18 protein-coding genes are annotated in these 21,198 nt (G+C 71.2%); 8 read left to right on the top strand and 10 right to left on the bottom strand.

Going from position 1 to position 21,198, the window contains the following annotated elements; genetic code table 11:
* Window positions 1-50: 50 nt before the first annotated feature.
* Together OG520_RS30575 and OG520_RS30570 are read right to left on the bottom strand one after the other, a co-directional pair.
* Window positions 51-944, bottom strand: coding sequence for a hypothetical protein (locus OG520_RS30575; RefSeq protein ID WP_406015306.1), 894 nt, complete (start codon window positions 942-944; stop codon window positions 51-53).
* A gap of 4 nt (window positions 945-948) precedes the next feature.
* Window positions 949-1,584 carry a papain-like cysteine protease family protein gene (locus OG520_RS30570; RefSeq protein ID WP_406015305.1) on the bottom strand — a complete coding sequence of 212 codons (636 nt, stop codon included), beginning with the start codon at window positions 1,582-1,584 and terminating at the stop codon, window positions 949-951.
* Between the two features lie 228 nt (window positions 1,585-1,812).
* Between OG520_RS30570 and OG520_RS30565 the strand changes: the two genes are divergently transcribed.
* Window positions 1,813-2,739 carry a hypothetical protein gene (locus OG520_RS30565; protein ID WP_399325666.1) on the top strand — a complete coding sequence of 309 codons (927 nt, stop codon included), beginning with the start codon at window positions 1,813-1,815 and terminating at the stop codon, window positions 2,737-2,739.
* A gap of 40 nt (window positions 2,740-2,779) precedes the next feature.
* On the opposite strand, the gene OG520_RS30560 is transcribed toward OG520_RS30565, so the two are convergent.
* Together OG520_RS30560 and uvrA are read right to left on the bottom strand one after the other, a co-directional pair.
* The gene (locus OG520_RS30560) at window positions 2,780-3,208 is read right to left on the bottom strand and encodes a Rieske (2Fe-2S) protein (RefSeq protein ID WP_266736511.1); all 429 of its coding nucleotides are present in this window, start codon (window positions 3,206-3,208) and stop codon (window positions 2,780-2,782) included.
* Between the two features lie 279 nt (window positions 3,209-3,487).
* Window positions 3,488-6,547 carry an excinuclease ABC subunit UvrA gene (uvrA, locus tag OG520_RS30555; RefSeq protein ID WP_406015304.1) on the bottom strand — a complete coding sequence of 1,020 codons (3,060 nt, stop codon included), beginning with the start codon at window positions 6,545-6,547 and terminating at the stop codon, window positions 3,488-3,490.
* Between the two features lie 175 nt (window positions 6,548-6,722).
* Between uvrA and OG520_RS30550 the strand changes: the two genes are divergently transcribed.
* Together OG520_RS30550 and OG520_RS30545 are read left to right on the top strand one after the other, a co-directional pair.
* Complete coding sequence (locus OG520_RS30550) at window positions 6,723-7,412, top strand: maleylpyruvate isomerase family mycothiol-dependent enzyme (protein WP_406015303.1); 690 nt, start codon at window positions 6,723-6,725, stop codon at window positions 7,410-7,412.
* 10 nt (window positions 7,413-7,422) lie between these two features.
* On the top strand, window positions 7,423-8,079 hold the full coding sequence (locus OG520_RS30545) for an MBL fold metallo-hydrolase (protein ID WP_266420882.1): 657 nt from the start codon (window positions 7,423-7,425) through the stop codon (window positions 8,077-8,079).
* Between the two features lie 179 nt (window positions 8,080-8,258).
* On the opposite strand, the gene OG520_RS30540 is transcribed toward OG520_RS30545, so the two are convergent.
* From OG520_RS30540 to OG520_RS30520, 5 genes are all read right to left on the bottom strand, one after another.
* Entirely contained in the window at window positions 8,259-9,257 is a 999-nt protein-coding gene (locus OG520_RS30540; RefSeq protein WP_389977186.1) for a TerC family protein, read from the bottom strand.
* Between the two features lie 287 nt (window positions 9,258-9,544).
* Window positions 9,545-11,479 (bottom strand): TerD family protein, encoded by a 1,935-nt coding sequence (locus tag OG520_RS30535; protein ID WP_406015302.1) that lies wholly within the window; start codon window positions 11,477-11,479, stop codon window positions 9,545-9,547.
* Between the two features lie 180 nt (window positions 11,480-11,659).
* Window positions 11,660-12,238: a TerD family protein gene (locus tag OG520_RS30530; protein ID WP_073747806.1), complete on the bottom strand. Its 579-nt coding sequence runs from the start codon at window positions 12,236-12,238 to the stop codon at window positions 11,660-11,662.
* 132 nt (window positions 12,239-12,370) lie between these two features.
* Entirely contained in the window at window positions 12,371-14,491 is a 2,121-nt protein-coding gene (gene uvrB, locus OG520_RS30525; RefSeq protein ID WP_406015301.1) for an excinuclease ABC subunit UvrB, read from the bottom strand.
* Window positions 14,492-14,553: 62 nt separating this feature from the next.
* Window positions 14,554-15,441 carry an MHYT domain-containing protein gene (locus OG520_RS30520; RefSeq protein WP_406015300.1) on the bottom strand — a complete coding sequence of 296 codons (888 nt, stop codon included), beginning with the start codon at window positions 15,439-15,441 and terminating at the stop codon, window positions 14,554-14,556.
* A 215-nt stretch (window positions 15,442-15,656) separates the two neighbouring features.
* Here OG520_RS30520 and OG520_RS30515 point away from each other — a divergent pair, with 215 nt between their 5' ends.
* From OG520_RS30515 to OG520_RS30505, 3 genes are all read left to right on the top strand, one after another.
* Complete coding sequence (locus OG520_RS30515; protein ID WP_406015299.1) at window positions 15,657-16,607, top strand: glycerophosphodiester phosphodiesterase; 951 nt, start codon at window positions 15,657-15,659, stop codon at window positions 16,605-16,607.
* A gap of 47 nt (window positions 16,608-16,654) precedes the next feature.
* Window positions 16,655-17,197 carry a methylated-DNA--[protein]-cysteine S-methyltransferase gene (locus OG520_RS30510; protein ID WP_399325683.1) on the top strand — a complete coding sequence of 181 codons (543 nt, stop codon included), beginning with the start codon at window positions 16,655-16,657 and terminating at the stop codon, window positions 17,195-17,197.
* A 118-nt stretch (window positions 17,198-17,315) separates the two neighbouring features.
* Window positions 17,316-18,635, top strand: a complete 1,320-nt coding sequence (locus OG520_RS30505) for an MFS transporter (protein WP_406015298.1) — start codon at window positions 17,316-17,318, stop codon at window positions 18,633-18,635.
* 187 nt (window positions 18,636-18,822) lie between these two features.
* On the opposite strand, the gene OG520_RS30500 is transcribed toward OG520_RS30505, so the two are convergent.
* A complete protein-coding gene (locus OG520_RS30500) occupies window positions 18,823-19,185 on the bottom strand; it encodes a cupin domain-containing protein (protein WP_406015297.1) in 363 nt (120 codons plus the stop codon).
* 153 nt (window positions 19,186-19,338) lie between these two features.
* Between OG520_RS30500 and OG520_RS30495 the strand changes: the two genes are divergently transcribed.
* Complete coding sequence (locus OG520_RS30495) at window positions 19,339-20,304, top strand: pseudouridine-5'-phosphate glycosidase (RefSeq protein WP_406015296.1); 966 nt, start codon at window positions 19,339-19,341, stop codon at window positions 20,302-20,304.
* Window positions 20,301-21,197 carry a carbohydrate kinase family protein gene (locus tag OG520_RS30490; RefSeq protein WP_406015295.1) on the top strand — a complete coding sequence of 299 codons (897 nt, stop codon included), beginning with the start codon at window positions 20,301-20,303 and terminating at the stop codon, window positions 21,195-21,197. Before OG520_RS30495 ends, OG520_RS30490 begins: the two co-directional genes overlap by 4 nt.
* Window position 21,198: the final 1 nt, after the last annotated feature.

Below are 21,198 nucleotides of genomic sequence, written 5' to 3'. Positions count from 1 at the left end.
GATCGCGGGAGCGCGCCCCGGAGCACGGGATCAGGGGGTTCCGTTGCCGGTCACGGGGTCTCCCGGTGGCGGCGACGGTTGCGCAGGACGGCGAGGCCGCTGAGGACGAGCACGACGAGGGCGCCCGCTCCGGCGACGGTCGAGGTGGCGGTCAGCGCCGTGCCGGAGCCCGTGCTCGCCGCGACCGTGCGGGTTTCCCGGCTGCCGGGCGCGGCGGCGGTGGACGGGGAGTAGCCGCCCGCCTTGCCGGAGCGCGCGTATCCGGAGCCGGGGAGCTTGTCGCCGTAGGCGGCGCGCACCCGGGCGCGATAGGCGGCCAGCGTGGTGCCCCGGGCGCCGACCGCGCGGACCGCGTCCTGGTCCAGCGGGAGCACCTTGGTCCCCTTCTGGACGTACCAGGCGTCCACCTGTGGTTCACGGAACACCGTGCCGCCGGGCAGCTTGCGGGCGCCCGCGGCGGCGTACCTCGTCTCGTCGTCGCCGGTCGCGATGTTCACCACCTGCCAGCCGCCGTCCTTCCCTTCCTTCGGAAGGGTCCACAGCGACGCCTTCTGGCCGTCCGAGGAGACGGCCGTGCTGGCGAGGTAGTCCAGCCTCGCGACGGGCGCTCCCGGCTTCCCGGCCACGAAGTCCGGATCGAGAGTGTGTACGGGAACGGCGGCGCCCTCGATGCGTGGGGCCGCAGCCGACCTGGTGATCGTGCCCTCGCGGGCGAAGAACCGGGCCAGGGTGTTCAGGGTCGCGGGGGCGCCGGCCGCCTGTCGGGCCGCCGCCAGTTCGGCCGGACCGGCGGTGGGTCCGGTGGCGGCGGCCGTCCCGGGGGCCGCGACGGTGAGCAGGGCGGCACCAGCCAGGACGCCGGTGGCTGCCAGGGCGGCGGCCGCGGACCGGGCGGCCCGTGGGGACCGTATGCCGTGTGCGGCGCGTGCGGTCTCGTGGATCATTCCGTCACGCTCCGATCCGGTAGAGAGAGTGGGTCCAGGAGAACTCGTTGTTGTTCACGTACCAGGCGTGCGAGGCCCAGTTGTAGCGGTTGCTGGAGGGCCAGGGATCGCCCCAGTAGACCCAGCTGTTCGCGTCGTCGTACCCGTACAGGACATGCATGTGGCCGCCGCCCGCCGACCACTGGATGCGCGTCTCGATGGGGCGGCCCGCGGCGATCTCGGCCTGGACGGTGGGGTAGCGCAGCCAGCCGGTGACGTACGAACCGGGGTTGATGCCGGCCCAGTGGAGACCGTCCTGGACATTGCCGAGCGTGGCCTGCGAGTTGGGGCACTCGTAGCCCTGTGCGCGGCCGAAGGCGGCGTTGCAGAACTGGTTCTGCGAGTAGTTCCGGCCGAACCAGGTGGCGACGGTGTTGCCGGAGGCCGCCCAGCACCAGTTGGTCTTCTCCTGGGCCTGCATGGTGATGTTCAGACGCTGGGTGGCGGCGACGGAGCTGCCGGCGGTGGCGCTTCGCGCCGTGGCGGCGGCGGGGGTGGGGTGCTGCGCCGCCGTGGCGGTCGCCGTCGGTACGGCGAGGAGTGCGGCGGCCAGGGCGGCCAGGGCCGGGAGCAGTCCCGTTCGGATTCTTCGGTTACGCATGACGTTCCTCCCGGGGCGGGGGGTGTGGGATCGGAGGAGCGCGTCCGGACGCTGTCCGAGGAGCATCAACCGTTGTCGGGGACGGGTCAACACGCTTCAATGCGGGGAAACATCGCGGTGTGAACGGCGTGGCGGATACGTGAACGGCACTCCCCCGGCCACCTGCGGCACCGCCCCCACCACCGCGGTCTCCCACGCCGCGTCGTGAACGTTCACCTGGAGGACCTCATGCAGCACACCGAGGCCGAACTGGCGCAGGTGCTGCACACCGGCCCGTTCCATCTGGCACTGCGCACCGCGCTGTCGGTGCGGGGGCTGCCGCTCCAGCGGGTGCAGCACCATCTCGCGTACCGCGGGGTCAAGGTCGGGGTGACGAGCCTGAGTTACTGGCAGCAGGGGGCCAGGCGCCCGCAGCGCGCCGAGTCCCTGCGGGCCGTGAAGGCGCTGGAGGAGGTGCTGGAGCTGCCGCGGAACTCGCTCCTCCGGTTGCTGGGAACCGGGAGCGCACGACCGGAAGCCGACCGTCCGGCCGCGCGTTCGTACCGTTCCCTGATGGAGTCGTCCGGCACCGTGGAGCGGCTGCTGGCGGCCATGGGGTCACCGGTGGACGGCGGACTGCACACGGTGGGGCACCACGAGCGGGTACGGATCGGTCCCGGCCGGGAGCTGCGGCAGCGTGAGTCGCAGCATGTGGTGCGTGCCCACCGGGACGACATCGACCGCTACCTCGCCGTCCACCGGGGCGATCCGGGCTGCGATCCGGCGCGGGTGACGGTGACGGCACGGGAGAACTGCCGGACGGGGCGGGTCCGATGGGACCGCGGGACGGGGGTGCTCGTCGCCGAGCTGCTCTTCGACACCCGGTTGAGGGCGGGCGACACGTTCCTCTTCGGCTACGGCTTCGACGACGGCACGGGAGGTCCGTGCGGCGAGTACGTGCGGGGGTTCAGCTTCGGCGGTGGGCAGTACGTGCTGCAGGTGGCCTTCGACGAGGCCGCGCTGCCGGTACGGTGCCGGCGCTTCGCGCAGGTCTCGGCGGGCGCGTCGCGCGGCGCCCGTACGGATCTCACGCTGACCGGCCGGCACCGGACCGTTCACCTCGTGGAGCAAGGGGTACGGCCCGGTCTGGTCGGCATCGACTGGGACTGGGACTGAAATCGACCGGGACCGGGAGTGAACCGGTCCGCGGCCGGTGTCAGGCGTCGGGGCCCGCGATCAGCTTTCCGCCCTCGACCCTGACCGGGACCGCGGGCAGCGGCGCGGTCGCCGGGCCGCGCATCGCCTTGCCGGTCGTGGTGTCGAAGTGGCTGCCGTGGCAGGGGCACTTCCCCACGTTGTCCTCGACCTTGTCCAGCAGGCAGCCCGCGTGGGTGCACTGGGCGCTGAACGCCTTGTACTGGCCCTTGGCCGGGCAGTTCACGATGACCCGCTCGTTGCGGAAGAGCTTGGAACCGCCGACCGGAATCTCGTCCGGCGCACCGAGCTCGACGGGAGCGGTCGGCGTCGGCGTCTCGGCGTGGCCGAGCTTCGATTCGGTCGAGCAGGCGGCCACTCCCAGCCCGGCGGCGCCGGCGAGAGCGGCACCCTTCAGCACGGTACGGCGGGCGGCGGGCTGGCCGGACATGCGGTCTCCACTGGTCAAAGGGGCGGATGGGCACCGGGCGCGACCGGGGCGCCGCGAGTACCAGGAGTACCGCGGGCATCGGAGCCGTCAGAGCCATCGGTGCCACCGGTGACAGAACCGACGATACCGGCGGAGACCGACGGCCCTGCGGCCGGGCCACCCGAGACCGGTTGTTCCTGGTCAGCGGCTCGGCGGCTCAGCAGCTAAGCAGCTCAGCAGCGGCAGAACGCGAGCGGCGGCCCCCGGAGGTCCGGGGGCCGCCGCCGCGACGCGGGGGTGTCAGGCCTTGCGCGCGCGGGTCGCCTTCTTCGCCGCGGGCTTCTTCGCCGCGGCCGTCCTGACGGTCTCGGCCGTGGTGGACTTCGCGGTCCTGCCCGCGCCTGTCCTGGCCGTGGCCGTCTTCCTCGCCGGGGCGGACTTCGCGGCGACCGCCTTCTTCGCGGCCGCCTTCCGCACCGGCTTGCGGGCCGCGGGCACCGCGGCCTCGCTCACCCGGTCCGGGTCCAGGATGCCCTGGAGGAACTTGCCGGTGTGGCTGGCCGGAACCCCGGCGACCTCCTCCGGAGTCCCCTCGGCGATGACCAGACCGCCGCCGCTGCCGCCTTCGGGACCCATGTCGATGACCCAGTCCGCGGTCTTGATCACATCGAGGTTGTGCTCGATGACGATCACCGAGTTGCCCTTGTCGACCAGCCCGGCGAGCACCTTGATGAGCTTGCTGATGTCCTCGAAGTGCAGACCCGTGGTCGGCTCGTCCAGGACGTAGACCGTGCGGCCGGTGGAGCGCTTCTGCAGCTCGCTGGCGAGCTTCACGCGCTGCGCCTCACCGCCGGAGAGCGTCGGCGCGGACTGGCCGAGCCGCACATATCCGAGGCCCACCTCGTTGAGCGTGCGGAGGTGGCGGGCGATCGTCGGAACGGCCTCGAAGAACTCCAGGCCCTCCTCGATCGGCATGTCCAGCACCTCGGCGATGGACTTGCCCTTGTAGTGGACCTCCAGGGTCTCCCGGTTGTAGCGCGCTCCGTGGCAGACCTCGCACGGGACGTACACATCCGGCAGGAAGTTCATCTCGATCTTGATGGTGCCGTCGCCGGAGCAGTTCTCGCAGCGGCCGCCCTTGACGTTGAAGGAGAAGCGGCCCGGCAGATAGCCGCGCACCTTCGCCTCCATCGTCTCCGCGAACAGCTTGCGGACATGGTCGAAGACGCCGGTGTACGTGGCCGGGTTGGACCGGGGCGTGCGGCCGATGGGCGACTGGTCGACGTGCACCACCTTGTCGACCAGATCGTCGCCGTCGACCCGGGTGTGCCGGCCGGGAACCGACTTGGCGCCGTTCAGCTCGCGTGCCAGGTGGGTGTAGAGGATGTCGTTGACCAGCGTCGACTTCCCCGAACCCGAGACGCCCGTGACGGCCGTGAGCAGGCCGAGCGGGAAGGAGACGTCGATGTCCTGGAGGTTGTTCTCCCGGGCGCCGTGCACCGTGAGCATGCGCTGCGGGTCGACGAGGCGCCGGACGCCGGGCATCGGGATCGACTTCGCGCCGGTCAGATACTGGCCGGTGATCGACTCGGCGTTGGCCAGCAGCTCCTTGAGCGATCCGGAGTGGACCACCTTGCCGCCGTGCTCACCGGCGCCGGGGCCGATGTCGACGACCCAGTCGGCGACCTTGATGGTGTCCTCGTCGTGCTCGACGACGATGAGCGTGTTGCCCATGTCGCGGAGCCGGACCAGGGTCTCGATCAGCCGGTGGTTGTCCCGCTGGTGCAGGCCGATGGACGGCTCGTCCAGCACGTACAGCACACCGACCAGGCCGGAGCCGATCTGGGTGGCGAGCCGGATGCGCTGGGCCTCGCCGCCGGACAGGGTGCCGGCCGCGCGGTTGAGCGAGAGGTAGTCGAGGCCGACGTCGACCAGGAACTTCAGCCGCTCGTTGACCTCCTTCAGCACCCGCTCGGCGATCTTCTTATCGCGGGCGTTGAGCTTCATCCGGCCGAGGAACTCGGCGCACTCGCTGATCGACATCGCGGCGACCTGGGCGATGGACTTCTCCATCACCGTCACCGCGAGGACGATCGGCTTGAGCCGGGTGCCCTCACAGGTCGGGCAGGGCACCTCGCGCATGTAGCCCTCGAAACGCTCCCGGCTGGAGTCGCTCTCGGCGTCGGAGTGCCGCCGCTTGACGAACTGCACCGCGCCCTCGAAGGCCGGGGTGGTGTACGCGCGCTCCCGCCCGTAGCGGTTGCGGTAGCGGACCTCGGTCTGGATCTTGTGGCCGTGGAGCAGCGCCTTCCTGGCCCGCTGCGGCAGACCGGCCCAGGGGATGTCCGTACGGAATCCGAGGGCGTCGGCGAGCGCGTTGATCTGCCGGCCGAAGTACTCCTTGGTGTGGCCGTGCGACCAGGGGTGGATCGCGCCCTCGTCGAGCGACTTCTCCTCGTCGGGGACGATCAGCTCCGGGTCGACCTCCATCCGCGTACCGATACCCGTGCAGTCGGGGCAGGCACCGAAGGGCGAGTTGAAGGAGAAGGAGCGCGGTTCGAGCTCCTCGAAGGAGAGGTCGTCGTACGGGCAGTAGAGGTGCTCGGAGTACATCCGCTCACGCTCGGGGTCGTCCTCGGCGAGGTCGACGAAGTCGAGCACGACCATGCCGCCGGAGAGCCCGAGCGCGGTCTCGACCGAGTCGGTCAGCCGGCGCTTGGCGCTGTCCTTCACCGTGAGACGGTCGATGACCACCTCGATGGTGTGCTTCTCCTGCTTCTTCAGCTTGGGCGGCTCGGAGAGCTGGATGGTCTCGCCGTCGACCCGGGCCCTGCTGTAACCCTTGGTCTGCAGATCGGCGAAGAGGTCGACGAACTCGCCCTTGCGCTCGCGCACCAGCGGCGAGAGCACCTGGAAACGACTGCCCTCGGGCAGGCCGAGCACCTTGTCGACGATCGCCTGCGGCGACTGGCGCGAGATGGGCCGGCGGCACTCCGGGCAGTGCGGCTTGCCGATCCGGGCGAAGAGCAGCCGGAGGTAGTCGTAGACCTCGGTGATCGTGCCGACCGTCGAGCGCGGGTTGCGCGAGGTCGACTTCTGGTCGATGGAGACTGCGGGCGAGAGTCCCTCGATGAAGTCGACGTCCGGCTTGTCCATCTGGCCGAGGAACTGGCGGGCGTACGAGGAGAGGGACTCCACGTAGCGCCGCTGGCCCTCGGCGAAAATTGTGTCGAACGCAAGGGACGACTTGCCCGACCCGGAGAGCCCGGTGAAGACGATCAGGGAGTCGCGGGGGAGGTCGAGCGAGACGTTCTTGAGGTTGTGCTCGCGAGCGCCACGGACGATGAGACGGTCGGCCACGCCGGTCCGCACCTTTCTGGAGAGAAGTGGGGGAACTGAGCCCCTGTCCCAGGGTATGGGGGGCGCCACAGCGATGTACGAAGCTTTCGACTCCGAGCGTATAGCACGCACATTCGATTTATGGACGACCATGGACTCCTTCACCCGAATGAGTGGCGAGGCTAGGCTCAACCTCATGATTGATCATGCGCGCGACCTGGACGCCGTACGTGAAGCAACCGACCGACTGCTCAGCGCCACCGGAAAATTGGACGCTGCCGCACTCGCCGAGCCGTCGCGGCTGCCGGGCTGGAGCCGCGGCCATGTCGTTGCGCACCTCTCTCGTAACGCCGACGCGCTCGTAAATGTTCTCCAGGGCCGGCCCATGTACGCAGACAGCGAAACCCGCGACCGCGACATCGAGCGCGACGCCCCCCGGCCGCAGGCGGAGCAGCTGGCCGACCTGGCCGGGAGCGCGGACCGCTTCGTGGCCGCCGCCTCCGTCCCGGCCGACTGGTCCCGCACGGTCACCCTGCGCAACGGAGTGACCGACTCCGCCTCCCGGATCCCCTTCCGCCGCCGCGTCGAGGTCGAGCTGCACCATGTCGACCTGGGGATCGGCTACGAGCTGGAGGACCTGCCGGAGGAGTTCGTCTCCCGGGAGATCGAGTTCCTCGCCGAGCGGTTCGACGGGCACCCCGATGTCGTGTCCACGAGGCTGGCCGACGGCCGGGGACCGATCAGAACGACCGGCGGCGGCGCGGAGGGCGGCCCCGTCACGGTCCGCGGCGCGGCCCCCGACCTCCTCGGCTGGCTCTGCGGGCGCCGCGACGGGGCGGCGCTGACCGTCGAAGGCGGCCCGCTTCCCGTACTGCCCCCGCTATAGGCTGAGACTCATGACGTACAGCGGAGCGGTCAAGGTCGGCGGGCGCGCGGATGTGCACGAGCTGACGGATCTGATGATCTCCAAGGTCGCCGTCGGCCCGATGAACAACAACGCGTATCTGCTGCGCTGCCGGGCCACCGGCGAGCAGCTCCTGATCGACGCGGCCGCCGAGGCCGGGACGCTGCTGCGGCTGATCGGTGACGACGGCATCGCGTCCGTCGTCACCACCCACCGGCACGGCGACCACTGGCAGGCGCTGGCCGAGGTGGTGGCGGCCACCGGAGCGCGCACCTACGCCGGGCGGTACGACGCCGAGGGCATCCCGGTCCCGACCGACGTCCTCGTCGACGACGGCGGCACGGTCCGGGTGGGCGAGGTCTCCCTGACCGCCCTTCACCTCGTCGGTCACACCCCGGGCTCCATCGCGCTGGTCTACGACGACCCGCACGGCGCCCCGCACCTGTTCACCGGGGACTGCCTCTTCCCCGGCGGGGTCGGCAACACGCACAAGGACCCCGAGGCCTTCGCGAGCCTGCTCCACGACGTGGAGACCAAGCTCTTCGACCAGCTGCCCGACGAGACATGGGTCTACCCGGGCCACGGCCACGACACCACGCTCGGCGACGAGCGTCCGCAGCTGCCGCAGTGGCGCGCCCGCGGTTGGTGACACCGGCCCGCACCGGGCCCGCGCGCATGAGGTGAGCGCCGCCCGGTCGGCCACCGTCTCCCCGGACCGGGGAGCCACCGTACGGAAGGACACCGGCCGGGGCGGGCGACGAACCGTCGCCCGCCCCGGCCGGGGCCGGTTGCCGTCCGGGCGGACGGCCGCCGGGCCGTCCGCCGCGATCAGGCGTCGATGCCTGCGCCCTTGCCGGCGGCCTCGTCCTCGACCGACTCCGTCCGGGCCTGCTTCTTGTTGGCGACGAGGCTGGTGATCGTGGTGATCACGAGCACGCCGCAGATGACGCCGAGCGACACCGGGATGGAGATCTCGGGGACGTGCACCCCGGACTCGTGCAGCGCGTGCAGCACCAGCTTCACCCCGATGAAGCCGAGAATGACCGAGAGCCCGTAGCTGAGGTGGACCAGCTTCTTCAGCAGCCCGCCGATCAGGAAGTACAGCTGCCGCAGCCCCATCAGGGCGAAGGCGTTGGCGGTGAAGACGATGTACGGGTCCTGGGTCAGACCGAAGATCGCGGGGATGGAGTCCAGGGCGAACAGCACATCGGTGGTGCCGATGGCGAGCATGACGACCATCAGCGGTGTCAGGACGCGCTTGCCGTTGTTCCGGATGAAGAGCTTGGTGCCGTGGTAGCGGTCGGCCACCCCGAAGCGGCGCTCGATCGTCTTGAGGAGGCGGTTCTCCTCGAACTCCTCCTCTTCCTCGTCGGCCCGCGCCTCCTGGATGAGCTTCCAGGCGGTGTAGATCAGGAACGCGCCGAAGATGTAGAAGACCCACGAGAAGTTGGCGATCACGGCGGCGCCGGCAGCGATGAAGATCGCCCGCAGCACCAGCGCAATCAGCACACCGACCAGCAGTACCCGTTGCTGGAGGTGCGAGGGGACCGAGAACTTCGCCATGATCAGGACGAAGACGAAGAGGTTGTCGACACTGAGCGACTTCTCGGTGATGAAGCCGGCGAAGAACTCGCCCGATGCCTGGCTCTCGCCGAAGAGCAGCAGGCCGAGCCCGAAGAGGGCGGCCAGCGCGATCCAGACGATCGTCCAGATTCCGGCTTCCTTGGTCGTCACGTCATGGGGCTTGCGCCCGATGAAGAAGTCGACGGCGATAAGGGCTGACAGACCAAGAATGGTCAGCACCCAGAGGGTCCATGAAACGTCCACTGCGCCTCCGGCAGTTCGCTACGGCTACTGATCAGCGTCGTCGCTGCCGGAGGTCTCTTCCACCCGGGCGCACGGGATGCGCGCCACGGGCCGGCGCCCCGGGACCGGTCATGGTCCGTATTGACGGGAACGCCGCGTATGGGAGTACTCCCCTCCGCCCAAAGAACAGTACAGGAAACACCAAGGAAAGGTAAAGGAGAGGGTAAAGATCATTCAAAAGTGCAGGTCAGAGTGGTGTGGGCTCGGTGCCGGTGTGCCCGGCCGGGATGCGTGCCGGTACGCCGGGCTCAGGGACGCCGGGGGCGCCGGGCCGCGGCCACCGCGGCGAGCACCTGCTCCAGAACGCGGCTGCCCGGCGGCATCCGCGGCGGCTCGTACGTCCAGGCATGCCCCACCCAGGGATCGGCCAGGTGGTCGTCGGCGACCGGGGTGAGCCGGAGCAGCGAGCGCCACAACGGGTCGAGCACCGGCCCGTACGCGCTGGCGTCCTCCCGGTCCGCGACCATCATCAGATGGACGCCGACCGAGGGCCCCTCGTCGGCGAGGTAGCGCAGCTGGGTGACGGACCGGTCGTCGAAGCCGTGCGGGAAGTCGTTGACGATCAGCAGCTGCTCGCCCGTGTCCACGTCCGGCGGAAGCGAGTCGGCGGCGCCGGCCCGGATCGCCATCTGCACCAGGTCGACGCGCCGGGTGAGACGGGCGAGGACCGAGGCCACGCCCCCGGCTCCGGAGGCGGGCGGCCCGGCGAGCACCCCGGACCGGACCAGGGGAGCGAGCGCCCCGGCCGCCGAGCCCGCGGGGTCGATGACATGGACCGAGAACTCGTCGGCCGGGTAGACGGCCAGCAGCCGGGCCGCGTGCGCGACCGCGCTCTCCATGGCGAGGCCGCGCAGCCGGGCGCCGTCCACCAGGGCCGCGGCCTCGGACGCCGTGCGGCCGCTGTCGATCCAGATCCCGCGCTCCAGCGGCAGCCGGACCAGCAGCGGGATGTGCAGGCCGGGGTTCTCGGGCAGGTGGAGGTCGCCGATGCGCAGCGCCATGGGGATCTCCATCGGGACGCGGTAGGCGTGCCAGACGGGGTTGTCCCAGCCCGCGAACGCGGCGGGCAGGGCGGGCTCCACCACGGCGGCCTCGGCGACGAGCTGGGCGAGATCGCGGTCGAGGGCCTCGCGGGCCCGGGAGGTCAGCTCGTCGCGCTTGGCACGGGCCTCCTCGCGAGCCCGGTCCCCCGCGCCGCCGATCCGGCTGCGCGGGTCGGACAGGGCGCGGTCGAGCTCCTGTTCCATGCGGGACTCGGCGAAGTCGACGGCGCTGCGGTAGGCGGCTGTGGTGCGGGCCAGATCCTCGAACATGCCCCAGATCTGGTTGTAGAGGCGCTCGTCCATGGACCAGCCGGTCGCGTCCCCGGCCACGGGCTGTGCGGGGCGGCCCGGCTCGGCGGGCGGCGCGGTGGGAGGGGGCGGCGGGGGTGCGGCGGCCTGGCGGCGCGGGTGCGCGTAGTTGATGGGACCGCCGGTCGGGGCGGCGGGCGGCGGGGTGGCGGGCTCCGTGAGCGGCTGCGGCGGCTGGGCGGCGGGCCGGCGGCCGTCCCGGGGCGGTACGGGGCCGGCGCCGGATCCGACCCGGTCGGCGTCCGGGGTGCGCGGCGGGGGCGGGGTGACCGAGCGGGCCGTCGCCCGGGTGACCGCGTCCTGGATCGAGCGGGCCAGCTCGGCGGCCCGGGGCAGCCCCTGGTCGGCGAGCATGGCGTCGAGGCCGCCCGCGTAGCCCTGGCCGACGGCGCGTACCTTCCAGGCGCCCTGGCGGCGGTAGAGCTCCAGGGCCGCGACCGCGGATTCGGTGTCCAGGCCGGTGAGGGTGAAGGTGGCGATCTCGGTGCCGTCGAGCCCGGTGACGGCGACGAACGGGGAGGCGACCGCGCCGAACCGGACCGGGCCGCCGGCCCCCGTCGGCAGGGCCAGCAGCACGGTGACCCGGTGCACCGAGGCGGGCAGGGCGTCGAGGTCCACGGCGAGCCGGTGGTCGGCGGCGGCCTGTTTGGACACTTCGAGCCCGGGGAGCTGGGGCGATCCCGGGTGGGCGATCCATTCGGTGCCGTGCACCGTGCCGTTCTCGTCACCGAGCGTGGCGCCGGCCACGACGGGCGTGCCGGCCGAAACCCGGATCTCCAGACGGGTCTGGGGCAAGGTGTGGTTCTGCCCCCGGACCAGCTCGGCCGTCATTGCCCTGTCCCCTCGACGATTCGCTGCTGCGTGGTGCGCCGCGCGCGCTGCGGCGCCATGCGGTGCGGCGCCATGCGGTGCAGCTCCCGGCGGCCGATGCCTCCGGGAGCTGCGGGTACCGATGTGTACCGGCTCGGAGAGTGCTGAAGATCTTCAGTGCCCTCCTTGGTCGGGCTCTGCCTACAGGTGCGGCAGGATCGCCGGCATCAGGTCCTGGAAGGTGCGGCCGTTGGCCGGGTTGCCGAGGGCGGTCATCTGCCACCCGTTCCCCGAGCGGTGCACCTTCGCCATGATCTGGGCGGTGTACTGCCCGCCGCCGTCCAGCGTGTAGCGGGCGAGCTCCTGGCCGTTGGTCTCGTCGACGATGCGGCAGAAGGCGTTCTGCACCTCCTGGAACGTCTGGCCGGTGAAGGAGTTCACCGTGAAGACGATCTGGTCGATGTGGACCGGCACCCGCTGCAGGTCGACGAGGATCGCCTCGTCGTCGCCACCGGAACCGGCGCCGCCGACCAGGTTGTCCCCGGTGTGCTTGACCGAGCCGTCGTCACTGACAAGGTGGCGGAAGAAGACCACGTCGACCGGCTGCTTGTCGGCGAAGAGCACCGCCGATGCGTCGAGGTCGATCTCCCGTGTACGTGAACCGAACAGCCCCCGGCGCGGCGCCGCCTGCCAGCCGAGCCCCATCCGCACCGCGGTCAGGGTCCCCCCGTCGCTCTTCTGCAGGCTGATGGCCTGACCCTTGGTCATATTGACCGTCACGCGCTGTCCCCTCTCCGCTTTCCCCGCAACCGTTCCGTGCGCGGTTTCCCAGAACCCTACGCAGTCACGCCGGTGGCGCGACCGTTCGGGGCCGTTTCGTGTCGGTCCTGCAACACACCAGGTACGGCGGGCTCAGGCGAGACCCGCTTCCCGCATCTGGCGCAGCTCCTTCTTCAACTCCCCGACCTCGTCGCGCAGTCGTGCCGCCACCTCGAACTGGAGGTCCGCGGCGGCCGCCCGCATCCGGTCGGTCATCTCCTCGATGATTCCCGCGAGTTCGGTGGCGGGCCGGTCGGTGACCGCTTCGCCGCCGCTCCTGGCCTTCTTGGACCCGGCCGATTTGGTGCCCAGCGCGGGAACGGGGGCCTTGGCGCCCTTGGCCTGGCGGTAGCCGGTGCCGAGCAGCTGCTCGGTGTCGACCTCCTCGCGGGCGATCGTCGCGACGATGTCGTTGATCTTCTTCCGCAGCGGCTGCGGGTCGAGGCCGCGCTCGGTGTTGTAGGCGATCTGCTTCTCGCGGCGGCGATTGGTCTCGTCGATGGCCTGCGCCATCGCCGGGGTGATCTTGTCCGCGTACATGTGGACCTGTCCCGAGACGTTTCGGGCGGCTCGCCCGATGGTCTGGATCAGGGACGTCCCCGAGCGCAGGAAGCCCTGCTTGTCCGCGTCGAGGATGGCGACGAGCGACACCTCGGGCAGGTCGAGGCCCTCGCGCAGGAGGTTGATGCCGACCAGTACGTCGTACTCACCGGAGCGCAGCTCGCGCAGCAGCTCGATGCGGCGCAGCGTGTCGACGTCGCTGTGCAGATAGCGGACCTGGATGCCGAGCTCCAGGAAGTAGTCGGTGAGGTCCTCGGCCATCTTCTTGGTGAGGGTGGTGACCAGGACCCGCTCGTCCTTCTCGGCGCGGGTGCGGATCTCGTGCACCAGGTCGTCGATCTGGCCCTCGGTGGGCTTGACGACCACCTCCGGGTCGACGAGTCCGGTGGGGCGGATGATCTGCTCCACGAAGCCGTCGCCCCGGGACAGCTCGTACTTCCCGGGGGTGGCGGAGAGGTAGACGGTCTGGTCGATCCGGCCCAGGAACTCCTCCCACTTCAGCGGGCGGTTGTCGAGCGCGGAGGGGAGCCGGAAGCCGTGGTCGACGAGGGTGCGCTTGCGGGAGGCGTCGCCCTCGTACATCGCGCCGATCTGCGGCACGGTGACATGCGACTCGTCGAGGACGAGGAGGAAATCCTCGGGGAAGTAGTCGAGGAGAGTGTTGGGGGCGGTGCCGGGCGAGCGGCCGTCGAAGTGCATCGAGTAGTTCTCGACACCGGAACAGGTGCCGATCTGCCGGAGCATCTCGATGTCGTACGTGGTGCGCATCCGCAGCCGCTGGGCCTCCAGCATCTTGCCCTGCTTCTCCAGCTCGGCGAGGCGCTGCTCCAGCTCCTGCTCGATGCCGCTGACCGCCTTCTCCATGCGCTCGGGGCCCGCGACGTAGTGGCTGGCGGGGAAGACATGGAGGGACTGGTCCTCGCTGATCACCTCGCCGGTGAGCGGGTGGAGGGTGGAGAGCGCCTCGATCTCGTCGCCGAACATCTCGATGCGGACGGCGAGCTCCTCGTAGACCGGGAAGATCTCGATGGTGTCGCCGCGGACCCGGAAGGTGCCCCGGGTGAACGCGAGGTCGTTGCGGGTGTACTGGATCTCGACGAAACGGCGCAGCAGCTGGTCCCGGTCGATCTCGTCGCCGACCTTGAGCTGGACCATCCGGTCCACGTACTCCTGGGGCGTGCCGAGGCCGTAGATGCAGGAGACGGAGGCGACCACGACGACATCGCGCCGGGTGAGCAGCGAATTCGTCGCGGAGTGGCGCAGCCGCTCGACCTCCTCGTTGATCGAGGAGTCCTTCTCGATGTAGGTGTCCGACTGCGGGACGTACGCCTCGGGCTGGTAGTAGTCGTAGTACGAGACGAAGTACTCGACGGCGTTGTTGGGCAGCAGCTCGCGGAACTCGTTCGCCAGCTGGGCGGCGAGCGTCTTGTTCGGCGCCATCACGAGCGTGGGGCGCTGCAGCTTCTCGATCATCCACGCGGTGGTCGCCGATTTACCGGTGCCGGTCGCGCCGAGCAGGACGACGTCCTTCTCGTCCGCGCGGATGCGCCGCTCCAGCTCGGCGATGGCCGCGGGCTGGTCGCCGCTGGGCTGGTAGGGACTGACGACCTCGAAAGGCGCCACCGAACGTTCGATCTTCGAAACGGGCCGCATGGAACCACCGTACGACCCGCCACTGACAACCGGGCCGGGTCAGCCTGCGTACCGGGCCGGGGTCACCATTCTCCCGGCGGCGCGTGGTCGCGCGGCCGGGAGTGGAACGACGCCGGGTCGGCATGCGTTCCGAACCGCGGCACCTGCCGCTGGGCCGGGATTCCGGGCGGCCGGCCGGCCCCTTTCAGGGCCCTGGGGTCGTTCCAGTCCGGGGTGCCCATCACCATCAGCGGATCGAACATCACGACCACCGCGGCGAGGAGCAGGAAGCAGCCGGGGCCGATCAGCAGCGGCACGAGCGGTGCGGTCGCCCCGTCGGCCGGAGCGTTGTCGGGAAGGGAGCCGGGGTGCAGGTGGACGCTGAGCGCGGCCATGCCGGTGTAGTGCATGCCGCTCACCGCGACGCCCATGACGACGCTGGCCCCGAGGCTGGGCAGGAACCCGTTGATGGAGACGGCCGCCCAGAGCGCGGTCGTGGCGGCCACCACGGCGATGACGACGGAGAGGGCCACGGTGAACGTGTCGTACTCGAGCTGTCCTTCGAGACGTATTCCGGCCATGCCCAGGTAGTGCATGGTGGCCACGCCGAGTCCGGTGATGGTGCCGCCCGTCACCAGGGCCATTCTGGTGGCGCCGCGGTATCCGACGATGAAGATGCCGACGCCGACCATGCCGACGGCGACCGCGAGACTGGCGAAGGTGATCGGCTTGTCGTAGCCGATGGTCACCCCGTCGACGGAGAAGCCCATCATCGCGATGAAGTGCATCGTCCATATGCCGGAGCCGATGGACGTCGCACCGAGGGCCAGCCAGCCTGCCTTGAAGGAACGCTCGGTGCGCAGCGAGCGGTTCGTGCAACGCAGTCCGAGGGCCGCACCGAGGCAGGCCATGAGGAAGGCCGCGACGGGCGTCACCGCTCCGTAGCTGAAACCGTCGATCGTGCCCTGCATGCTCGTACGCCCTTCGCGGAAGCCCGGGTTCGGGGTGACCCTAAGGCGCGAGTCCCGGCAAACAAACAGAAGAGCTGCATTTTATCGAGCGGGAATCCGGCCCGTGACCCGGCATCGGCGGCCGCGTTCACGTTGTGGCCATCCTTCGCCTGTCCCCCGTTGGGGCGTGGCTGTCACTCTCGGCCCGTCCGCAACTTCTGACGCAAGGAGTACACGTGTACGCACGCACCGCAACCGCCGCTCTGGCCGCCGCCGCTCTGACGGGTACCGGCGCCTTTCTGATGTCGACCGCCGATACGCGGACCCCGGACAGCGCCACGGCCGGCGCCGGGCACGTGACCGCGGTCACCGGCGTCAGCACGGTGAGCGCCCGGACCACGGACGCGAAGCGGACCGCACCCGTCGTCTTCGCCCACCGGGGCGCTTCGGCCTATGCGCCGGAGAACACCCTGGCCGCCGTCGACAAGACCGACGTCCTCGGCTTCGACTGGGTGGAGAACGACGTCCAGTTCACCAAGGACGGCGTGCTGGTGGTCGTGCACGACACCGATCTGAAGCGGACCACCGATGTCGAGGAGGTCTTCCCGGACCGGACCTCGTGGGCGGTCAAGGACTTCACGGCGGCGGAGATCGCCCGGCTGGACGCGGGCAGCTGGTTCGGTCCGCAGTTCGCCGGGACCCGGGTGCCCACGCTCAAGCAGTACCTGGACCGGATCGAGCGCAACCGGCAGAAGCTGCTGCTGGAGATCAAGAGCCCCGAGATCTACCCGGGCATCGAGAAGGAGACCCTTCGGGTGCTGCGCCAGAAGGGGTGGCTCGACCGCGCCCATGTGAAGAACCGGCTCGTCATCCAGAGCTTCGGCGCGGACAGCGTGAAGAAGGTGCACCAGTTGCGCCCGGACATCACGACGGGCTTCCTCGGCACCCCCGCGGTGGCCGATCTGCCGTCGTACGCGGCCTTCACCGACCAGATCAACCCCTCCTCCACATCCATTTCGGCCGACTACGTGAACGCGGTCCACGCGCTGAAGGGCGCGCACGGCAAGAAGCTCCGGGTCAACACCTGGACGGTCAACGACGCGGCGGGCGCCCAGAAGGTGGCGGGCCTCGGCGTGGACGGGATCATCACCAACAACCCCGACGTGGTGCGCGAGGCCACGGGCTGACCCGGGGCCGCGGCCGGTTGTCAGTGGGCGGCCGTACGGTGGTTCCCATGAACAGCAACGGGGTCGTCGAGTGGGCCGTCGTCGGGAGCGACATCGGCCCGCTGCTCCTTGCCGCGACCGGCACGGGCCTGGTGAGCGTGGCCTTCCACGCCCGTCCCGAGGTGCGGGAGAAGGCGGTGGGACAGCTGCGGACGCGGCTCGGCGCGGAGCCGGTGGAGAGTCCCGGCTCCGCCCGGCTCGCCGAGCCGATACGCCAGCTCGCGGCGTACTTCGCGGGCTCGTCGCGGGAGTTCTCGCTCGACCTGGACTGGTCGCTGACCTCCGGCTTCAACCGCCAGGTGCTCCGCGAGCTGGCGACGGGCGTGCCGTACGGGACGGTCGTCGGGTACGGGGATCTCGCCGGTCGCGTGGGACAGCCGGGAGCCGCGCAGGCGGTCGGGGTGGCCATGGCGTCCAACCCGCTGCCGGTGGTGGTGCCGTGCCACCGGGTGGTGGAGAGCGACGGCGGGCTCGGCGGTTTCGGCGGGGGTGTCGAGACCAAGCGGCAACTGCTGGCGCTGGAGGGCGTGCTGCCCCGGCCGCTGTTCTGAGCCGGTCGCCGGAGGCTTCGCGCCGGGGCGATCCCGGAGTCCTGCGCGCCGGGGCGTGCCGGCCATGTCCGTCCCGAACCCGGTTTCGTACCTGTGTACGGACTGGCACACTGCGCCAGTGACCAACACCTTTGACGCACCTGACACCCCCACCGGGCCCGGCGGTCCCGCCGCCCAGGTCCCGGCGGCCGAGCTTCCGGGGCTGCGGCGCAGAACGTCGGCGGTGCTCATCGGCAGCCAGATACTCGGCGGCCTCGGCGTGCCCATCGGTATCGCCCTGGCCCCAGTGCTGGCCACGGAGGTGAGCGGCTCCGAGGCGCTGTCCGGTCTGGCCCCGACCGCTTCGGTGACCGGGACCGCGCTGCTCTCGCTGCCGCTGGCCGCACTGATGACCGCGCGCGGCCGGCGCCCCGGTCTGGTACTGGCGTATCTGATCGGTGCGCTCGGCGCGGGGCTCGTGGTCCTGTCCACCCTCGTGGAGAGTTTCCCGCTGCTGCTGCTCGGCATGGCCGGGTTCGGTGCGGGGTCCTCGGCCAATCTGCAGGCCCGGTTCGCCGCCGCGGATCTGGCCGAGCCCGACCGGCGCGGCCGGGCGATCTCCACCGTCATCTGGGCGACCACCATCGGTTCCGTCCTCGGGCCGAACATCGCCGCCCCGGTGGGCCGTGTCTTCCGCGGCACCGCGATATCCGAGAAGGCGGGTCCCTTCGTCTTCGCGGCCGGGATCTTCCTGCTGGCCGCCGTGGTGGTCGGGGCGCTGCTGCGGCCGGACCCGCTGCTCACGGCGCGGGCGCTGGCGCCGCAGGGCGACGGGTCCCCGGCCGGCCGTTCACTGCGTGCCGGAGTCGCGGCGGTCCGGGCGTCGCCGATGGCACGGCTGGCGCTGGTGACGGTGGCCGTCTCGCACACCGCGATGGTCTCGATCATGGTGATGACCCCGGTCGATCTGGGCCACCACGGCGCCGGTCTCCAGCTGATCGGCCTGGTCATCAGCGGCCATATCGCGGGGATGTACGCGTTCTCCCCGGTGATGGGCTGGCTGTCGGACCGCTTCGGCCGGCTCGCCGTGATCGGTCTGGCGGTCGGGCTGTTCTCCTGCGCCGCGCTGCTGGCCGGAACCGCGGGCCCCAGCCACGGGCAGACGGCGGCCGGTCTCTTCACGCTCGGTCTCGGCTGGTCGGCGGGGCTGGTCGCCGGTTCGGCGCTGCTCACCGACTCCGTGCCGCAGGCGGCCCGCGCCGCCGTGCAGGGTCTGTCGGATCTGACCATGAACACGGCGGCGGGCATCGGCGGAGCCGTCGCCGGCGTCATCGTCGCGCGGGCGAGCTACGGCTGGCTGAACGTGGTCGGAGCATGTCTGCTGCTGCCGATGGCGGCGCTGGCCCTGCGCCGGGCCCTCGCCCGGCCCACGGCACCGGCGTCTCCACGCGGCCTCTGAGGCCCTAGGGCCTGTCCGGCGGATCATGGCCGGGGTCGCGGCGGCTGACACGGCACCTCGCAGCGTTGCCGAAACGTCCGAATAGCTCCGCTATTAGGACGCTCCGGCGCCTTGCGATGCACCGCACCAGCCGCCGCGCCCTGTCCGACCCTGATCCGCCGGACAGGCCCTAGAGGCCCCAGAGGCTTCAGAGGCTGATGTGGTACGCCTTGCGCAGCGTCTCGTGCACGGTCCACGTCGTACGGTCGCCCTCGCGCAGCACGGCGGCGTCCCCCGGGCCGACCTCCAGCGTCGCACCGCCCTCGACCGCGACGGTGGCGCGCCCGCTGACGACCACGAAGAGTTCGTCGGCCTCGGTGTCCGTGACCACGCCGGGCGTGATCTGCCAGATTCCGCGCAGCTGCTTGCCGTCGGGCGACTCCCAGAGCACCTTGCCGGTCACCACGGGCTCGCCCGAGACGATCTGCGCGGGGTCGAGCGGTTCCGGTTCGAGTTCGGCGTCCGGAATGTGCACGGCGAACGAGGCAGGAGCTTGATCAAATGTGGTCATGGCCGGTCACCTTAGCGACCGCCGGAAAGCGACTCCGCAGCAGGATGCGCCGGGAGGGGACGGCACGGCCCCGGCCCGTCCGGCCCGCCCCGTACGCACCCGCCACTCCGGTCGCACGTTTGAGGCGGGTGCGCCCGCGACAGGGATGTGGACATGTCATCCAACGCCTCGCACAGCGCACATCCCTGCGCCCCCGCCCTCTCCCCCGAGGTACGGGCGGCCCTCGCCACGCACCACCCCGTCGTGGCCCTGGAGTCGACGATCATCGCCCACGGTCTGCCGCGCCCCCGCAATCTGCGGGTCGCCGAGGAGCTCGAAGGGCTCGTACGGTCCGCGGGCGCGGTGCCTGCGACGATCGCCGTACTCGACGGCAGGGCCCATATCGGCCTGGACAAGGCCCAGTTGGAGCGGGTCGCCGCGGACCCCGCGATGCGGAAGCTGGGGCACCGGGACCTCGCGCCGGCCCTGGCGACGGGCGCGAGCGGGGCGACGACCGTGTCCGCGACGGCGTTCCTGGCCGCGCGCGCGGGCCTGCGCGTCTTCGCGACCGGCGGACTCGGCGGCGTACACCGGGAATGGACCCGGACCCAGGACGAGTCCGCGGATCTCCGGCTCCTCGCACGGACCGGCATCACCGTGGTGTGCGCGGGGGTGAAGTCGATCCTGGACGTCCCGGCCACGCTGCAGCGCCTGGAGACACTCGGCGTCGCAGTGCTCGGCTACGGCACCGATCGCTTCCCCGGCTTCTATCTGACCAGTTCGGGCGAGCCGGTGGACTGGACGGTGCGGACGCCCGAGGAGGTCGCGGGTGTGATGCGGGCCCAGGACGTGCTCGGCGGCCCCGGTTCCGCGCTGATCGTCGCCAACCCCGTGCCCGTGGCGGACCAGTTGGATCCCGCGCTCCACGACCGCGTGCTGGCCGAGGCCCTGGAGGAATGCCGGGAGCGCGGCATCGTGGGCCAGGCCGTCACACCGTTCCTGCTGGACCGGCTGATGCGGGGAACCGGGGGCGCTTCGCTGGAAGCCAATCTGGCGGCCGTCCGCGGAAACGTATCGCTTGCCGCGCGGATCTCCGGCGCGTGGGCCGCCACGCCCCGGGACCCGGCGGCCGGAGCATGACCGACGGCGGCCTGCTCGTCATCGGGGACGTGGTCACGGACGTGGTGGCCCGGCACGGAACGGCGCTGGTCCACGGCACGGACACCCCGGCCAGGATCCGCACCCTGCCCGGCGGCGCGGGGGCCAACGTCGCCTGCTGGGCGGCCCGTTCGGGATGTTCCGACGTACGACTGGTGGCCAGGGTCGGCGCCGACAGCGCGGACTGGCACCGGGACGCACTGCGGCGGGCGGGGGTGCGCTGCCTGCTGGCCGTGGACGACGACGCGCCGACCGCCACCGTCGTCGCGCTCGTCGATTCCGCCGCCGAGCGCACCTTCCTCACCGACAGCGGCGCCGTGCTCCGCCTCTCCCCCGACGACTGGTCACCGTCGATGCTGGACGGCATCGCCCATCTCCACCTCTCCGGCTATCTGCTCTTCGCCGCGACGAGCCGTGCGACGGCCCTGCTCGCCCTGCGGGAGGCGCGGCGGCGACGGATCCCGGTGAGCGTCGACCCGGCCTCGGCCGGTTTCCTCGCCGAGCTGGGCGCCGACCGGTTCCTGACCGCCGTGGAGGGCGTCGATCTGCTGCTGCCCAACGCGGACGAGGCCCGGCTGCTCACCGGACTGCCCGAACCGGCGGACGCCGCAGCCAAGTTGAGCCTCCAGGCGGGCCGGGTGGTCGTCACGCTCGGCGAGGGCGGGGCGCTGCTTGCCGCCGCGGGCGCGGTGACCCGGCGCGTCCCGGCCGTTCAGGTGCGCGGAGCGGTGGACTCGACCGGGGCGGGCGACGCGTTCACCGGCGGATTCCTCGCGGCGCACCTGGCGGGGGCGGACGCCGCCTCGGCCGCGGCGGCGGGATGCCGGGCGGGGGCGGAGGCGGTCACCACCGTGGGCGGCCGCCCCGGCCCCTGAC

This window comes from Streptomyces sp. NBC_00984 (assembly GCF_045162475.1).
In the GTDB taxonomy this organism is placed as follows: domain Bacteria; phylum Actinomycetota; class Actinomycetes; order Streptomycetales; family Streptomycetaceae; genus Streptomyces.
Note: the sequence above shows the minus strand (reverse complement) of the source record. Positions and strands in the feature narration are given on the sequence as shown.

Bases quoted from the DNA above. Each gene is read 5' to 3' on its own strand.
- OG520_RS30520 (WP_406015300.1), bottom strand. From the start codon at position 15,441: ATGCAGGGCACGATCGACGGTTTCAGCTACGGAGCGGTGACGCCCGTC.
- OG520_RS30550 (WP_406015303.1), top strand. From the start codon at position 6,723: ATGATTGATCATGCGCGCGACCTGGACGCCGTACGTGAAGCAACCGAC.
- OG520_RS30535 (WP_406015302.1), bottom strand. From the start codon at position 11,479: ATGACGGCCGAGCTGGTCCGGGGGCAGAACCACACCTTGCCCCAGACC.
- OG520_RS30510 (WP_399325683.1), top strand. From the start codon at position 16,655: ATGAACAGCAACGGGGTCGTCGAGTGGGCCGTCGTCGGGAGCGACATC.
- OG520_RS30565 (WP_399325666.1), top strand. From the start codon at position 1,813: ATGCAGCACACCGAGGCCGAACTGGCGCAGGTGCTGCACACCGGCCCG.
- OG520_RS30495 (WP_406015296.1), top strand. From the start codon at position 19,339: ATGTCATCCAACGCCTCGCACAGCGCACATCCCTGCGCCCCCGCCCTC.
- OG520_RS30490 (WP_406015295.1), top strand. From the start codon at position 20,301: ATGACCGACGGCGGCCTGCTCGTCATCGGGGACGTGGTCACGGACGTG.
- OG520_RS30570 (WP_406015305.1), bottom strand. From the start codon at position 1,584: ATGCGTAACCGAAGAATCCGAACGGGACTGCTCCCGGCCCTGGCCGCC.
- OG520_RS30545 (WP_266420882.1), top strand. From the start codon at position 7,423: ATGACGTACAGCGGAGCGGTCAAGGTCGGCGGGCGCGCGGATGTGCAC.
- OG520_RS30500 (WP_406015297.1), bottom strand. From the start codon at position 19,185: ATGACCACATTTGATCAAGCTCCTGCCTCGTTCGCCGTGCACATTCCG.
- OG520_RS30560 (WP_266736511.1), bottom strand. From the start codon at position 3,208: ATGTCCGGCCAGCCCGCCGCCCGCCGTACCGTGCTGAAGGGTGCCGCT.
- OG520_RS30575 (WP_406015306.1), bottom strand. From the start codon at position 944: ATGATCCACGAGACCGCACGCGCCGCACACGGCATACGGTCCCCACGG.
- uvrB (WP_406015301.1), bottom strand. From the start codon at position 14,491: ATGCGGCCCGTTTCGAAGATCGAACGTTCGGTGGCGCCTTTCGAGGTC.